The organism is Salinicola sp. NYA28a (genome assembly GCF_976982775.1).
Genome location: NZ_OZ334582.1, coordinates 3458485 through 3474640, shown reverse-complemented (window position 1 = coordinate 3474640; position 16156 = coordinate 3458485). Strand labels below are relative to the sequence as shown.

At 62.7% G+C, this 16156-nt stretch carries 15 protein-coding genes; 10 read left to right on the top strand and 5 right to left on the bottom strand.

Translation table 11 applies throughout. The features are described from left to right. The first annotated feature begins 2 nt into the window (after nt 1–2). The 7 genes from ACWHY3_RS15665 (at nt 3) to ACWHY3_RS15635 (ending at nt 6677) form a co-directional block, all read left to right on the top strand. Entirely contained in the window at nt 3–536 is a 534-nt protein-coding gene (locus ACWHY3_RS15665) for a hypothetical protein (RefSeq protein ID WP_303855240.1), read from the top strand. 336 nt (nt 537–872) lie between these two features. Then, a complete protein-coding gene (locus ACWHY3_RS15660; RefSeq protein WP_087718315.1) occupies nt 873–1994 on the top strand; it encodes a branched-chain amino acid ABC transporter substrate-binding protein in 1122 nt (373 codons plus the stop codon). Between the two features lie 122 nt (nt 1995–2116). Further along, nucleotides 2117–3031: a branched-chain amino acid ABC transporter permease gene (locus ACWHY3_RS15655; protein WP_087718314.1), complete on the top strand. Its 915-nt coding sequence runs from the start codon at nt 2117–2119 to the stop codon at nt 3029–3031. A 1-nt stretch (nt 3032) separates the two neighbouring features. Beyond that, a complete protein-coding gene (locus ACWHY3_RS15650; RefSeq protein WP_087718313.1) occupies nt 3033–4031 on the top strand; it encodes a branched-chain amino acid ABC transporter permease in 999 nt (332 codons plus the stop codon). A 9-nt stretch (nt 4032–4040) separates the two neighbouring features. Further along, nucleotides 4041–4817 carry an ABC transporter ATP-binding protein gene (locus ACWHY3_RS15645; protein WP_087718312.1) on the top strand — a complete coding sequence of 259 codons (777 nt, stop codon included), beginning with the start codon at nt 4041–4043 and terminating at the stop codon, nt 4815–4817. Beyond that, the gene (locus ACWHY3_RS15640) at nt 4814–5590 is read left to right on the top strand and encodes an ABC transporter ATP-binding protein (protein ID WP_087718311.1); all 777 of its coding nucleotides are present in this window, start codon (nt 4814–4816) and stop codon (nt 5588–5590) included. The genes ACWHY3_RS15645 and ACWHY3_RS15640 overlap by 4 nt, the downstream gene beginning before the upstream one ends. Before the next feature lie 49 nt (nt 5591–5639). Beyond that, entirely contained in the window at nt 5640–6677 is a 1038-nt protein-coding gene (locus ACWHY3_RS15635) for a trans-3-hydroxy-L-proline dehydratase (RefSeq protein ID WP_087718310.1), read from the top strand. A gap of 24 nt (nt 6678–6701) precedes the next feature. Here the strand turns inward: ACWHY3_RS15635 and ACWHY3_RS15630 are convergent, their stop codons facing one another. From ACWHY3_RS15630 to ACWHY3_RS15610, 5 genes are all read right to left on the bottom strand, one after another. After that, the gene (locus ACWHY3_RS15630; protein WP_087718309.1) at nt 6702–8765 is read right to left on the bottom strand and encodes an FUSC family protein; all 2064 of its coding nucleotides are present in this window, start codon (nt 8763–8765) and stop codon (nt 6702–6704) included. A gap of 5 nt (nt 8766–8770) precedes the next feature. Next, nucleotides 8771–9775, bottom strand: a complete 1005-nt coding sequence (locus ACWHY3_RS15625) for an efflux RND transporter periplasmic adaptor subunit (RefSeq protein ID WP_448126928.1) — start codon at nt 9773–9775, stop codon at nt 8771–8773. Beyond that, on the bottom strand, nt 9775–9993 hold the full coding sequence (locus ACWHY3_RS15620; protein ID WP_087718307.1) for a DUF1656 domain-containing protein: 219 nt from the start codon (nt 9991–9993) through the stop codon (nt 9775–9777). The genes ACWHY3_RS15625 and ACWHY3_RS15620 overlap by 1 nt, the downstream gene beginning before the upstream one ends. Nucleotides 9994–10212: 219 nt before the next feature. Beyond that, nucleotides 10213–10830 carry an O-methyltransferase gene (locus ACWHY3_RS15615; RefSeq protein WP_218776953.1) on the bottom strand — a complete coding sequence of 206 codons (618 nt, stop codon included), beginning with the start codon at nt 10828–10830 and terminating at the stop codon, nt 10213–10215. Nucleotides 10831–10863: 33 nt separating this feature from the next. Beyond that, on the bottom strand, nt 10864–11799 hold the full coding sequence (locus tag ACWHY3_RS15610) for a LysR family transcriptional regulator (protein WP_087718306.1): 936 nt from the start codon (nt 11797–11799) through the stop codon (nt 10864–10866). A 245-nt stretch (nt 11800–12044) separates the two neighbouring features. Between ACWHY3_RS15610 and ACWHY3_RS15605 the strand changes: the two genes are divergently transcribed. From ACWHY3_RS15605 to ACWHY3_RS15595, 3 genes are all read left to right on the top strand, one after another. Next, nucleotides 12045–14006: a TonB-dependent receptor domain-containing protein gene (locus ACWHY3_RS15605; RefSeq protein WP_087718305.1), complete on the top strand. Its 1962-nt coding sequence runs from the start codon at nt 12045–12047 to the stop codon at nt 14004–14006. A gap of 119 nt (nt 14007–14125) precedes the next feature. Next, nucleotides 14126–15064 carry an ABC transporter substrate-binding protein gene (locus tag ACWHY3_RS15600; protein WP_303855251.1) on the top strand — a complete coding sequence of 313 codons (939 nt, stop codon included), beginning with the start codon at nt 14126–14128 and terminating at the stop codon, nt 15062–15064. A gap of 121 nt (nt 15065–15185) precedes the next feature. Continuing rightward, nucleotides 15186–16154, top strand: coding sequence for a FecCD family ABC transporter permease (locus ACWHY3_RS15595; protein ID WP_087718303.1), 969 nt, complete (start codon nt 15186–15188; stop codon nt 16152–16154). Nucleotides 16155–16156 lie beyond the last annotated feature (2 nt).

Below are 16156 nucleotides of genomic sequence, written 5' to 3'. Positions count from 1 at the left end.
AGGTGAACCTGTCGGCCAAGGGCGGTCAGCTCTATAACAACCAGACGCACGAGAGTGGCGACAGCTGGGCAGTCGCACTTGGCATGGATGGCAGCTACGGCAACTGGATGACACAGCTCCAGGCCACGACCTACGAGTTCAATGCCGAGAACCCGGACGAGTCGGTTTCCGGCATTTCCGATAACGTCATCCAGATCGGCGCGTTCAACTTCAACTATCTGATCCCGGCCGAGGGCGAGATGTACTCGGCGAGTCTGGCTTACAGCATGGACGTGGACTGGGGCGCGATCGAGAATCTCTACTTCTACAACGATTTCAGCTATATAGATCCTGCCGACGACTATTCCGCGATCAACGGCGGCTTCGGCGATATGGATGATCCGATGCTCAACGACCTGGGCATGAAGATCACCGCCGGACGCTACTATGCCTGGTTCGATATCGTCACCAACAAGAACGGGCTTAACTACTTCGGCTCGCCGGTCGACGATGGTTGGCACACCAGCTTCCAGACACACGTCGGCATCACTTACTGAGCTTTCGAAAGTCTTGCCTGATCAAGCACCCGGCATCGTTGTCGGGTGCTTTTTTATTTCTGCACGATTCCTGCACGACGCGCTGCCCATCCACGCCATGCCTTGATGCCAAGGGTTGGAATAGCGTGAACAGGGGGTAGGCAAGTTCGCCGGACATGCTCTTGTATATTTTATACAAACACCCTAGTGTCTACGAAAAGCATAGTGTCGGAATGTAATCATCCATGGCAGGATGACTTCGACGCTGCTGTCGATGTGGCTCGAATACGGAAGGGCGCCCGCCCGACCCCTTTGCAGTACGAATAAACAACAATCGCTGAAGGGAGTAATCGCTGTATGGGTAAATTCCTCAAACTGATCGCCTCTGCGGCCGTCGTCAATCTGGCAGCCGGTTCGCTCGCCATGGCGCAGGACGGGCCCATCACCATCGGTGTCCAGGTGCCGACTACCGGCTCCGAAGCCACCTACGGCAAGGACATGTACAACGCCATGATGCTGGCCGCCGACGAGATCAACGCCGACGGTGGGCTGCTGAATGGACGCCAGATCGAACTGGTCACCGGAGACACGGCCTGCGACCCGCAGCAGTCGGTCAACGCCGCCAGTCGTCTGGCCTCGCAGGAGGTCGTCGGTGTGGTGGGCGGCTACTGTTCCGGTGCGACCCAGCCGACGCTCAAGACCTACGGTGATGCCAACATCCCGTTCGTGATCGTGGCAGCCAACTCAACCCAACTGATCCCGGCCAACCCCGGCAACGCGGTAATGATCAACTCCACTGGTGACGACCAGGCCAAGACCGCGCTCGAGTTCTTCGAAGGCAAGGACATCGAGAAACTGGCGATCGTCAATCAGGGGGATGCCTATTCCCAGGATCTGGCCAATCTGACCCGGGACGCCTGGACCGGTGCCGGTCACACCGTCTCGGCCTTCGAATACGTCAACAAGGGGGAGCAGGACTTCTCCGCGCTGGTCAACAAGATCCGTGGCTCCGGTGCCGAAGCGGTTTTCTGGACAGCCTACTACGCCGATGGCGGTCTGCTGATTCGTCAGCTGCGTCAGCGTGGCTTCCAGGGCACCATCGCCGTGGGTGACGGATCCAACTCACCGGAACTGTTCAATATCGCCGGTCAGGCTGCCGAGGGCGTATTCGCATTCTCCAACCCGACAGCCGACTTCCTGCCGGCCGCCAAGCAGTTCACCAGCGACTACGAGTCCCGGTTCGGCAATGCGCCGGGGCCGTATGCGCCGCTCGCCTATGATGGCATGCAGCTGATGGCCTGGGCGATCGACAAGGCCGGCTCCACCGATGGCGACGCCATCATCAAGGCGCTGAACAGCGCCGACGGGCAGGAGTGGCTGGCCGGTCCGATCTCCTTCACGCCTCAGCACACGCTGGCACGCAGCAACTTCGTGGTGCTCGAGGGCCAGGGCGGCAAGTGGACTCGCTACGAGGAATGACGACTCGCTCTTCGGTTCGAGCCTCGGCTCGGACCGAAGGTGCCGTCACGCGTCGCGGGGCGTGAAACCCGCGACGCGCTCGCTCTCCTCATCCGCTTTCCGCTGCCCAGAGACATACGCCCATGACCTGGTACGATTCTTTTCTGCAGCAGCTCGTCGACGGGCTGGTGCTGGGCTCTTTCTATGCCCTGGTGGCGCTCGGTTACACCATGGTGTTCGGGGTCATCAAACTGCTCAACTTCGCCCATGGCGATCTCTACATGACGGGCGCCTTCGCAGGCTTCGGTGGCCTCTCCCTGGTTTCCGGATTCCTCGGCGCCGGCTGGCTTGGCATCTTCGTTGCGATGCTGCTGGCCATGCTCGCCGTCGGCTGCCTGGGGGTGGTGATCGAACGGGTGGCGTACCACCCGATGCTCGGCGCGCCTCGGCTGTCTATCCTGATCACGGCGCTGGCGGTATCGCTGGTGCTGCAGAACGCAGCGCTGGCGCTGACCGGCGGCCAGTACACCGCGTTTCGCACCGATCTCGGGTTCGGCGGCTTCAATCTCGGTAATCTCTTTCTCTCCCACAACCAGATCGTGCTGGTGGCGACCGCAGCGGTATTGATGATCGCGCTCGAGCTGTTCGTCTCCAGGACGCTTTACGGCCGAGCCATGCGGGCGGTCTCCATCGACAAGGACATGTGCCGGATGATGGGGATCAACGTCTCCGCCGTCATCGCGGTGACCTTCTTCATCGGCTCGGGGCTGGCGGCAGCCGCAGGCACCATGGCCGGCGCCTATTACGGCAGCATCTGGTACTTCATGGGCTTTCTGATCGGGCTCAAGGCATTCACAGCCGCGGTGATCGGCGGGATCGGCAGCATCACCGGCGCCATGCTGGGCGGTCTGATCCTGGGGTTGCTGGAGTCCTTCGGAACGCACATTCCGTTCATCGGCAGCGAGTGGAAGGACGTCTTCACCTTCTCGATCCTGATTCTGGTGCTGGTGTTCAAACCCACCGGCCTGCTGGGCAAATCCGAAGTGGAGAGGATGTGACATGGACAGACATTCGCCCCCCACGAGGCCCGATACCCACGAGCCTAGGCCACGCAATCCGCTCCAGCGTCTTTACGCGGCGTTCGAATCGCCAGGCCGGAGACGAGCGCTTCATCTCGCCATCATTGCGATCCTGATCATCACACCCTGGATCTCGAGTCAGTACACCACGGTGATCCTGACCAACGCGCTGCTCTACGTGGTGCTGTGCCTGGGGCTCAATATCGTGGTCGGCTACGCCGGTCTGCTCGATCTCGGCTACGCCGCCTTCTTCGCCGTCGGTGCCTATACCATCGGCATTCTGACGCAGCAGTTCGGCGTCAATTTCTGGGCGGCGATCCCCTTCGCGCTGATGGCGGCGGCGCTGGCCGGCGTCATCATCGGCGGGCCGACGTTACGCCTGCGCAGCGACTATCTCGCGATCGTGACGCTGGGTTTCGGCGAAATCGTGCGCTTCACCGCACGAAACCTCGAAATCACCGGTGGCGCCAGCGGCCTCTCGCATATCCCGGAACCGTCACTGTTCGGTTGGCACATCGATAGCTCGATCGACTTCTACTACGTCTTCGTGGTGTTGGCGGTGCTGGCCTATATTGCCAGCCAGCGGCTGTTCGATTCGCGTCTCGGCAGGGCCTGGCTCTATGTCCGCCATGATGAAGATGCCGCCGAAGCGATGGGGATCAACCGGGTCGCAACCAAGCTGGCGGCGTACGTGATCGGCGCCATCTTCGGGGCGATCGGCGGCATCTTCTTCTCGGTAAATCTGGGCGCCATCTCGCCGGAAAGCTTCAGCTTCCAGCAGTCCGTGCTGATTCTGCTGGCCGTTGTGCTGGGCGGCATGGGCAAGATACCCGGCGTCATTCTGGGCGCGTTCATCGTGGTGCTAGGCCCCGAGTTGCTGCGCGACTTCGGCACCTTGCGACTGCTGATATTCGCCGTGCTGCTGCTGCTGATCATGCTGTTTCGGCCGAGTGGTATCTGGCCCGAGAAACGATCCTAGGGGGAAGCGATGCTGCTGCAACTGAAACAGGTGTCGCTGAGCTTTGCCGGCAACACCGTCCTGCACGACGTCGATTTCGGCGTTGAACCGGGACGCATTCATAGCCTGATCGGCCCCAACGGGGCCGGCAAGACATCGATGTTCAACGTGATTACCGGGTTCTATCGCCCCCAGCAGGGGGAGATCACTCTCGATGGCGAGTCCATCGTCAAGCGCAAGCCGCACGCTGTGACGCGTCTGGGCATCGCTCGGACCTTCCAGAACGTCCGGCTGTTCCGGGAAATGTCGGTGCTGGAGAACGTCATGGCCGGCCAGCACTGCCGGACGCGATCGGGTGCCCTCGCCGCCGTCCTTCGGCTACCGAGTCAGCGCGCCGAAGAGCGCCAAATTCTCGAAACCAGCCTCGAGTGCCTCGATTTCGTCGGCCTGCTGGGGCATCAGGACCGGCTGGCCACCAACCTTGCCTACGGTCATCAGCGGCGTGTCGAAATCGCCCGCGCATTGGCGACCCAGCCCAAGCTGTTGCTGCTCGATGAACCGGCCGCAGGTCTCAACAGCGGCGAGAAGCAGGCGCTGATCGAGTTGATCCGGCGTATCCGTGACGAGCGCGGCGTCGCCGTGCTGTTGATCGAGCATGACATGAGCCTGGTGATGAACGTCTCCGAGCGTATCAGCGTGCTCGACCACGGCAGTCTGATCACCGAAGGCGACCCGCACACCGTGCAGAACGATCCCAAGGTGATCGAGGCCTATCTCGGCCAGGACGATGAGGAGCTGGCACTGTGACGGAAACCCTCAATCAAACCGATAACGATAGGTCGGAAAGCGTCACGCGGCCTGGCAAGGTACGGCTGAGCATCCGCGATGTCGAAGCCTTCTACGGCCAGATCCAGGCGTTGCGTGGGGTATCGCTGGATGTCCATGAAGGGGAAATCGTGACCCTGCTGGGCAGCAACGGGGCCGGCAAGTCGACCACGCTCAAGACCATATCTGGACTGGTGCGGGCCCGGCGCGGCGATGTCCATCTGGAAGGGGAGTCGATCGCCACGCTGGCCGCTCACGAGATCGCCCGTCGCGGCGTGGTTCACGTGCCGGAAGGCCGGCGTATCCTGCGCGGGCTGACGGTCAAGGAGAACCTGGAACTGGGTGCCTTCACGGTCAAGGACAACGCGCTGCGGCGACAACGGCTCGAGGAAGTCTATGAGCTGTTCCCGATCCTGCACGAGCGTCGCCATCAGGACGGTTCGCTGCTCTCCGGCGGTCAGCAGCAGATGCTGGCGATGGGGCGTGCCCTGATGCACGGCCCCAGCGTGATGCTGCTCGACGAACCCTCCATGGGGCTGGCGCCGAAGCTCGTTACCGACATCATGCGCATCATCAAGCGCCTGAACGAAGCGGGTACCACCATTCTGCTGGTCGAGCAGAACGCACGGCTCGCGCTGCGGCTGGCGCATTACGCCTACGTGATCGAGAACGGCGAGATTCGCATGCAGGGCGAGGCGGCGAGGCTGCGTGAAGACGAATCGATCGTGAAGGCCTACTTGGGTGTGGGTGAATGACAGGGCGTCGGTGAATGACTCGGTAAATAACGAAGTATCGGAGAATCGTATGCAGACCACTCGCGTGATCCATAGTGTCAGTTGTCATGCCGAGGGAGAAGTGGGGGATGTCATCGTCGGCGGCGTGGCGCCGCCACCCGGCGAGACGCTCTGGGAGCAGTCGCGCTGGATCGCGCGTGACGAAACGCTGCGCAACTTCATGCTCAACGAACCCCGTGGCGGCGTCTTCCGGCACGTCAACCTGCTGGTGCCGCCCAAGGATCCACGGGCGCAGATGGGCTGGATCATCATGGAGCCGGAAGACACGCCACCGATGTCCGGCTCCAACAGTCTCTGTGTCGCGACCGTGCTGCTCGAAACTGGGATCCTGCCGATGCAGGAGCCCGAGACACATCTGGTGCTGGAAGCGCCCGGTGGTCTGATCGAGGCCGTGGCGCGCTGCGAAAATGGTCGGGTGCTAGACGTCACCGTGCGCAATCTGCCGGCGTTCGTCGATCGGCGAGACCTGCGGCTCGAGGTGGAAGGGCTCGGTACGCTGCGTGTCGACACGGCATTCGGCGGCGACAGCTTTGTGATCGTGAATGCCGAGGACCTCGGTTTCAGACTGGAACCGGACGAAGCGCGGGATCTGGTCGAGGCCGGCATTCGGATCACCGATGCCGTCAACGCGCAGTTCGGTTTCCATCACCCCACCAATCCCGACTGGAAGCACGTCTCTTTCTGCCAGATTGCCGCGCCGCTCAGGCGGGAGGGTGATGCCTGGCTTGGCCGCAATACGGTGGCGATCCAGCCGGGCAAGCTCGATCGTTCTCCCACCGGAACCGGCTGCTCGGCGCGCATGGCGCTGCTGCATGCACAGGGCAAACTCAAGCAGGGCGAGACCTTCATCGGTGAATCGATCATCGACTCGCGCTTCTACTGCCGGCTCGATGGCACGACGCGGGTCGGCGACAAGGAAGCGGTGACGCCGCTGATCCGGGGGCGAGCTTTCATCACCGGTACACATCAGCACACCCTCGACCCGCGTGACCCGTGGCCTGCCGGCTACCGTCTCGCCGACACCTGGCCGCGTATCGGTCGTCGATGATAGGCATCAGGCCGCCGGTCGCGATCAGGAGGTGACGGGTTCGGGCTGGCGGTCGGGCTTGATATGCGGGCGCTCGGCCATGATGTGCCCGAGGCGTTCCAGCGCCAGTTCCAGTCGTTCGACCAACCCCACCAGCAACACATGGTGATCCGTCGAGGCATCGCCATGTTTGACTATAGCCTCTTCCAGACGCTCGCCCGCCTCGCGGATCCCCTGCGGCTGGCGGCCGTTGGCACTCTCCTCGAAGCCGGTGGCCAGCGCCTGAAGCAGCTGGCGATGGGCGCGTCGAATGACCGGATGGGGCGCATCATCGAGTCGATCGCGCAGGCGTAGCGTAGCGGTGCCCAGATCCAGCCCCGTCAATCCGAGTATGAAAAGGTGGCGCTGATCCTGGGGCAGCATGTCGTCGTGCTGGGCCAGTTGCAGGATGCGATCCGCCATATGGCCAATGAAGCGGGTTTCGGCATCGCGTATCGACCGCCGCCGCAGATGATGAATATCCCTGGAGATCGCATTGATCAAGCGGCGCCGACGCAGGCGCGTGCCCAGACCGGGCAACAGCCGGAAGCCCACCACCACGCAGGTGAGGCCGATGATCACCGCGACCGCGCGATTGGCGAAGCTGTCGAAAGAGAAGTCCATGTTGTTGCCGGGCATGGTCAGCAGGATGTTGAAGATGGTGAAGGCCAGGCAATAACCCATCGTCGCCGGATTGGTCGCCCCCATCAGCCCCAGAAACAGCGGCGTGCCGAACAGCAGCGCCAGCATCGGAAAGCCGTTGGCCTGCGACAGCAGTACATGTCCGAACAGGAACGCGCTGGGAATGGCGGCGAGCATGCCCTTGTAGAACATCATGGTGATCGCGACCGGATTGTCTCGGCTGGCAAAGAAGGACGAGAATAGCGTGCCCAGCAACATGGCAATCATGGCGCTGTTCCAGGCCGTGAGAATCCAGAACGTGGCGAGCGTGCCGAAAACGATGCCCGAGCGAATCGCATTGATAGCGGCGGCGAGATGATCGCGGTGCCAGGCCAGAGAAGCGGAGCGCAACTTGTGCGAGCCAGGTGAGGCGATCGCTTCGCGGGCGTTCAGCATGACCATGGCATGGCCGATCGATTCGCGCAGCCCCAAGTGTGCGCGTCGGTCCAACGGTGCCATGCCTTTTTCGTCGCTCTGGTGCACGAGGTGACGCAGCTTCTGAAGTTCCTGACGCCCTTTGACAACGCCCCTGACTTGCTCCGCCTCGCGAAAGCCTTGGGCGACCTGGCGTGCGATCTCGATGCTGCGCGGATCCAGCTTGTCGGCATGGTCACGCATCATTTGATGCAGCGCCTGGAGATTGGCCAGGAAGCGCAGCGTGCGTCGGGTCAGAACGTGGGTGGCACGGACGCGGCCCGGGCCTTCCGGACCCTCGAAGCGCGCCGCCTGGCTATCCGTTTCCAGCGTGGTCAGCGGGCCGAGGCTACCCCGCAGCGCCTTCTGCATGGCGGGAATGTCGTCGCTCGCCTCCAGGCGCAGGGCCGCGTTCTCGAACGCTTCGTTGATGACGCTATCAGCTTGAGTTGAGAGATGCTTGCCGACTCGGGAGGGCCACAGCAACGAGCTGACCAGGGTGGCACAGATCGCGCCCAACCCCAGTTCCGACAGTCGCGCCACGGCGATGTCGAAGATCCCGCCGGGCGTGCTGCCGTTGGAGATCACCACGATCAGCATGGCGGTGACGGCTGCCATCAGACAGCCGTAGGTATAGTTGTTGCGCCATAGTGAGCCGACATAGGTACACAGCATGATCCATAGCGTCAGGGTCATCAGCGCGGGCACCCTGGCCTGGGCAAACAGCGACATGATGACGATTCCCGCCACCGCCCCGACGAACGTGCCGCCGAGCTGGCAGATGCCTTTCTCGATTACCATGCCGCTCATCGGGCGGATCTGCAGAAAGGCCGCCGAAATCAACGCCCAGTAAGGGCGGTCGAGGTTGAACCAGAGCGCCAGATAGAGCGCGATCATCATCGCCACGGTGGTCTTGATGGCGAACTTGACCGCCGTGGCGTCGGGCATCAGGTAGGTCTTGACGAGCGGTGGCATGGCGCTCACTGCGTGTCGTCGGCAGCGTTCCCGGCTGGCATTGCGTCAGCCGGTCTCGATTGAGCCTGCTCGGTCGGGCGCCGGTCGGCTGGCTGGGTCGGCTTCGTTGTCGTACTGACGGGGTCGGCAGGAGACTCGGATGGCGGCGTGCCGTCGCCGTGCTGAATCCTGACCGTTGCCGTCATGCCGGCGCTGAGCAGCGTCTCGTCCGGAATGTCGTCCAGGGTAATGCGAACCGGAATGCGCTGTGCCAGTCGCACCCAGTTGAAGGTTGGCTGCACTTGCGGCAACAGCTGGTTGTTGAGGCTGGTATTGGTATCGGCGATCCCCCGGCCGATGCCGGCGACATGTCCATGCAGATGGGTATCGCCATTCATCAGGATGACCTCCGCGGGATCGCCGACATCGATGGAGGACATCTTGGTCTCTTCGAAATAGCCCATGACGTAATAGGAGTTCGACTGCACCAGCGCCATCACCGATGTGCCTCGACTGACATAGTTGCCGGCCGACAGCTGCAGGTTGAGCACATGGCCGCTGACCGGCGCGACGACGCGGGTACGCTCCAGGTCGATTCTGGCGCTGGCGAGATCGGCCTGAGCCTGCTTCAGATCGGCGGCGGCAACCCGGCTGTTGATCTGGGCGATCTGGCGATCCTCGGCGCTGATCGAGCGGTTGCTCAACTGATTGCGTCGCTGGGCTTCCGTCTGGCGCAGCTTCAACGTGGCCTCGCGATTTTCGACCGTCGCCTGCGCCTGATCCAGTGCCGCCTGATAACGCGCCTTGTCGATCTCGAACAGCGTATCGCCCTTGGCGACGAAGTCGGTGTCGTTGACGTTGAGCGTGCGTACCCAGCCGGAGACGTCCGGCGCAATCGTGATCACTTCCGCGCGCACGCGGGCATCCCGCGTCCAGGGGGTGAAAAGATAGTAGTTCCAAAGCCAGATGCCGGCGGCCACGGCGATCGCGACGACGACGAGGGTCATGAGGATACGTAGCGAATTGCGCATCAAGTACTCTCGAGCAGGACGGAAAACAGAAAGGTAATGCCGGCAGTGAACAGCACGAACAGCGAGACGTCGAACCAGGCTTCATACCACAAGGCGCGCTGCCCGATCACCCAATGCAGCAGCGAGCGAAGGAAGAGGGTAGCGATGAAGCCAAAGAAGGCATAAATCAGCAGTGGACTGAGAAAGATCCCGCCAACGGCAATTTCCTGTAGACCCATATCTTCCCTGTCAGCCGAGTCGTGATTCGACAAGCGATCAATGTTAGCACGCTATTTAAGTCACTGTCAGACACGCGGCGCTGGAGCCGCCGCGTCTTTCCTGCAGTCTAACCGGAAAAGCCGGAATTCGCGTACCTGGCCCGTGTGAAGGAAAGGGCCGTCAGTGGCGCGCAGGGTAGGTATCGAAGGAGCGGGTATTGAAGGGGCGAGTGGGGGCGTTCATTCGGGATGGTAACGGCTCACTTCCAGCCCCGAGCCAACGGGCAACAAGACGCTGCTCATGCCCGGTGTCGCGCGAACGGCGGCGGCGTAGGCGGCCTGCCCCTTGTCTTCACGTCGGGGAATCATGTTGTCGGCAACCACGATGGCACCGGGTGCCAGTTTGCTCCGGAACGCTTCGAAACTGGGCAGGTAGAGATCTTTCCAGTGATCTACCAGCACGAAATCGAAAGGGCCTGCCTCGTCAGCGAGCAACTGCAAGGCATCGCCTACGCGATAGTCGATCCACTTCGCCAGTCCGGCCTGTTCGGCCATGTCCCGCGCATAGGCCGACTTTTCGGCTTCCAGCTCCATGGTAATGACCTGACCACCCGCAGCGCGTGCGGCGTCGGCCAGCCAGATCGTCGAGTATCCCAGCGAGGTGCCCAGCTCGAGGATTTGCGGTGATTCGAGGCTGCGCACCAGCAGGTTGATCAGACGCCCCGATGCGGGGCCGATCGCCATGTGGCGATGTGGGCCGCCTTGCCCGCGCTTTTCCGCCTCGATGCGCTGATGGTAAAGCTCGATGACGCGTCGCATCGCATCGCTCATGTCCATTTCGGGGAATGACATCGTCATTGGGGTGCTCCAGGTGCAGAGAGTGAATGAGGTTCAGCGACCGATGGCCGGGGTTGGCAGCTCCATCGTCTCGCGTTGCCAGGCGGCCGGTATCGATTGGCGCAACTGCTCGATCAGTGCAGTGATCTTCCGGGGCTGGTGGCCATAGGGATAAAGCAGCGTGACCGGTAGCGGCGGCGCCTGCCACTCTTCCAGACACGGCACCAGGGTCCCCGGATGATGGCGCAAGCGGCGCTCGGCCATCCAGTGGGGCATCAGCCCCAACCCCTGGCCACGAGCGATGGCATCGGAATGTAACGCCAGTTGATCGACACGCAGCCGACTGCCGGCCGACGGCAGGTGATAACGGCCCTGGTAGAGATGACTCAGCGTCACGCCGCTTTCGGTATCGCCGAGCAGGTCGACCCAAGCGTGGTTTTTCAGTTCGTGCGGATGGCTAGGCGCGCCCCGATGGCGGAGATACTCGGGATTGGCGTAGATACCGCGCGTGATCCAGCCCAGCACCTCCTGGCGCAGGCCGCATTCCACCACCGCTCCGACCCAAAGGTGAAGGGCGCTGCCGTCCGGTAGCGAAGGGGCCGATCGAAGCGTGCGCACTTCCAGCCTGGCCTTGGGGTGGCGCTCCAGGAAGCGTTCTGCCTGCCTCGCCACGAAACCGCGCGCCAGCGCCGAGTGAACCTTGACGACGACCTCGCCGCTGATTTCCGCCTTCAAGTCGTCCAGCGCCAGATGGCTCTGTTCTGCAATCCGCAACATCTCCCGCGCGTAACCCAGGAAAAGCCCGCCGGCCTCCGTGGGCATCAGACGGTTGGCCTGGCGCCGAAGCAATGGCTGATCCAGCCGGGTTTCCAGATGCGCGATGCGGCGACTCAAGGTCGATTTGGCGACGCCCAGACGGCGAGCGCTCACCGTCAGGCTGCCGGATTCCATCACATCAGCGAAGGTCGCGAGTTCCTCGAGATCGTACATGAATTTCCTGGCAAGCCTGCCCGGTGGCGGGGCGGATTCGGGCGTGAATGAAAATGGTTATCAGAAACTTTAACGGTTTTATCGCCCCGGTGCGATCTTTCCAGCGGTTGCAAAACACGCAACGCACTGTCGCGAGATTTTAGACAGACAGTATGAAAGAATCTAAATGATAAATATTCGTATTAAGATTTTCGGCCGTGCGAGCCGCTTGTTCATTCGGACTCGTCTTATCAAGGGAACCAACAATGACGTTTTCAACGCCATTACGCTTTTCAGCGCTCACACTGGCGGCTGCGGGGGCCGTCGGGTTTGCGAACCATAGCCAGGCCCAGAGCGAGCTGGACCCTATGGTCGTCACGGCCGCGGGCTACGCGCAGCAGGTGACCAGTGCTCCCGCTTCGATCAGTGTGATCTCACGCGAACAGCTCGAGCGCCGTCAGTACCGCGATGTGACCGATGCCCTGGTGGACGTGCCCGGCGTCATCGTGACGGGCGGCGGGTCGGGGGACAACGGCGCCGACATCAGCATCCGTGGTATGCCTGCCGAATATACCTTGATCCTGGTCGATGGCATGCCGGTCAGTACACGTGAATCGCGCCCCAACGGTAGCGCCGGGTTCGAGCAGGATTGGCTGCCGCCGCTCTATGCCATCGAGCGCATCGAGGTGATCCGTGGGCCGATGTCGACGCTCTACGGATCGGATGCCATCGGTGGGGTGATCAACGTCATCACGCGTAAAGTCCAGGACGAATGGCATGCCAATCTGCGGTTGGGAGCGACGATCCAGGAAGATCGGGACTCCGGCGATGCTCAGCAGACCGAATTCTATACCACCGGGCCGCTGGTCGATGATTTGCTCGGGCTGCAGGTCTTCGGCCGCTACAGCACTCGGCAGGAGGACGACATCGTCGACGGCTACGAGGACAAGGAGCTGGTCAACGGCACGGCGCGCGTGACGCTGACGCCGACCCAGAACCATGACTTCATGCTGGAAGCCGGTCGCACCAAGCAGCAGCGCGAGATGAACGTCGGGAAGACCGTCGAAGAGGGCGGTGATCCTAGTGAATCCGATAATGAGACAGAGCGTTACTCGCTGCGTCATGAAGGGCGCTGGGGTATCGGCACCTCGACCACCTACGTACAACAGGAAGAGACCGAAAACGAGGGGCGAGACATCACGGTCAAGAATACCGAGGCCAAGTCGCAGGTGGTGATGCCTTTTCGCTCGCATACGCTGAGCGTGGGCGGCAGCTACTCCAAGGAGGAGCTGGAAGATACCACTACTAATAAGATCTCCGAGCTCTCCGAGCTGGACATGTACCAGTGGGCGCTGTTCATCGAGGACGAGTACTACCTCACCGATACTTTCTCGGTCACCGCCGGCGTGCGCATGGATGACAACGAAGAGTTCGGCAATCACTTCAGTCCGCGTCTCTACGGTGTCTGGAATCCAGCGCCGCTGTGGACAGTGAAGGGTGGCGTCTCGACGGGCTACAAGGCGCCCGGCGTACGCGATCTCTCGCCGGAATGGGGGGCCGTCAGTCGTGGCGGCAATACCTACGGTAACCCGGATCTCGAGCCCGAGACCTCGGTCACCAAGGAGATCGGCCTGCTCTACGGTCGGCCCAGCGGGCTCAATGGCGGGATCACGCTGTTTCGTAACGACTTCGAGGACAAGATCAGCCGGGTTCCCTGTACGGCCGTGGGCGCCCCCTGTGCGTCGGAGCCCGACAACAGCTATGGCCGTAGCCCCACCACCCGCGTCAATATCGACGAGGCTTATACACAGGGGGTCGAGCTGACGCTGGGAAGTCCGCTGAGCGAGACGCTGTCGGCCAAGGCGAGCTACACCTATACCGATTCCGAACAGGAGTCCGGTGAGGCAGAAGGGGAGCAGCTCACGCAGCTGCCCAGGCATCTGCTGAGCACCACCTTGGACTGGGATCCTGCCGGTCGATTCAGCGGCTGGGGTCGCCTGACATTCCGCGGCGATCAGGAAGAGTATGTGGCGTCGGGGCGTTCCGGCTCCACCGATGCCATTCCCTCCTACACATTGGTCGATACGGGCGGGTCCTGGCGAATCGCCCCGCAAGCCAAATTGCTGTTCGGCGTCTACAACGTCTTCGACAAGCGGATCGATTACGACACCTACAGCCTGGTCGAAGACGGTCGTCGCTACTGGCTCGCTATCGATCTCGAAATATGACGCCGCCTGGAAACTATCCACATAGGATCATCCTCTGGGGCAGCGTAAGACATATCCGGCATCGCCATAGGCCGATGCCGGCTTTCTACTCCATGAACTCGCTAGACAGGAAATCATTCATGCAGATTCGTTCTCACTCTCGTGGCGGCGTGCTGTTTTGCGCTGCGATCGCTCTGGCCGCATTGGCACAGGCTGCCCTGATCCCGCAAGCCCAGGCCCGCACGCTGGATACGGCGTACGGCGATGTCGAAATCGATGGCCAGCCCGAGCGCGTGGTGACGCTGTACGAAGGGGCGCTGGATACCGTCCTGACAGCGGGCGTGACGCCGCTGGGGGCGGTGGCGACTCGCGGCGGCGAGGGCGTGGCGAGCTATCTGGGAGAGGCCGCCGCGGATATAGCCATCGTCGGCACCGCACGCGAGACCAACATCGAGGCGGTCATCGCGCAGCGGCCTGATCTGATCCTGGCCTCGTCGCGCCTGCCCGAGTCGCAGTACCAGCTGCTGTCGCAGATAGCGCCGACGGTGGTGCCCAAAACCGAAGGATTCGAGCCGGAAGCCTGGAAGGCCGAAGCACGTCTCTTCGGCGAAGCGCTGGGCCGCGAGGCGGCGATCGATGACGCCATAGAAGCAATTGAAAATCGTTCTCGATCGCTTGCACAACGCCAGCCCAATGGTGACACTACCGCCACGCTGGCGCGCTGGATGCCCAACGGCCCGCTGGTGATGTCGACCCAGCTGTTCGCGACCGGGCTGCTGGCGGCTAGTGGTTTCGATGTGAAGGACGGCGGTGTGGTCAAGACCGGGCGTCCGCACAGCGATTCGCTGAGTCTCGAGAATCTGTCGAGTATCGACAGCGACTGGCTGTTCCTGGCGACGCTGAACGACGACGGCGAAGCAGCGCTGGAATCCGCCCGCCAGTCGCCGGCCTTCGAGCGCCTCGATGTCGTGCAGCAGGGCCATGTGGTGCCGGTGGACGGCCAGCTCTGGACCAGCGCTTCCGGGCCCATCGCCGCGCAGCGCATTCTCGATGATATCGAGGGCGTGTTGACGCAGTGACTACTGATGCCCTGATCCTGGATTCGATTCCATGCCTCGGATTTCATGACGACCTGCCGTGACTGAAACGATTTCCCGTGAGCGCTCGTCTTTTCGTGAACGATCGTCGCTCCTCAATCTGATGCTCGTCCTGCTGGCCAGCCTCCTGCTGGTCGGCGTGACGAGCCTGCTCCTGGGCGCCGGCGACGTTGGCCCGCTCGACGCCTGGTCGGTTCTGACCGGTGGCGGTAGCGACGAGGCGCGTTTCGTCGTCGAGTCGCTACGCTTGCCGCGCACACTGATCGGCGTGGCCGTCGGCATGGCGCTTGGCGTGGCGGGGTCGCTGATCCAGGCAGTCGCCCGTAATCCGCTGGCCGAGCCAGGGCTTCTCGGTGTCAGCGCGGGCAGTGCCCTGGCGGTGGCGATCGCGCTGGTGCTGGGCGCCAGCGCGGCGACGCTGCGAATCTCCGTGGCGCAGCTGGGGGCGCTGGCCGGATGCCTGTTCGTGCTGACGATGGCGCGCGTCAACGGGGTCGGCAACGATCCGGTCAGGCTGGTGCTGGCCGGGGCGATCCTGTCCGGGCTGCTGGGGGCATTGACCTCACTGCTGCTGCTGGTCGACCAGCGCAGTGCCGACGAAATCCGGTTCTGGGTCATCGGCAGCCTGGCCGGGCGTCGGCTCGAGGACCTTCGCGCTATCCTGCCCAGCCTGCTGTTCGCCGGTGTGCTGATCGTCGCCATCGCCCGGCCGTTGGCGGCGCTCGCGCTCGGCGAACGAGTGGCCGTCGGGCTGGGCCATCATCCCCGCTGGATCCGGCTCCTGTGCGTCATCGCGGTGGCGGTACTGGTCGGCGCGGCCACGGCGGTTGCCGGCCCGATCGCTTTCGTGGGGCTGGTGGTGCCGTTCGTCGCCCGGGCGCTGGCCGGTCCCGACATTCGCCGTACCCTGTGGCTGACGCTACCGCTGGGGCCGATCATGATTCTCAGCGCCGACATTCTGGCGCGACTGTTGGTGGCGCCCTCGGAGATGCCGCTGGGTGTGATTACCGCGCTGGTCGGGGCGCCGGTGCTGATCGCTGTCGTCCGTGCCCACCGATTGCCCGCGCTGTGACG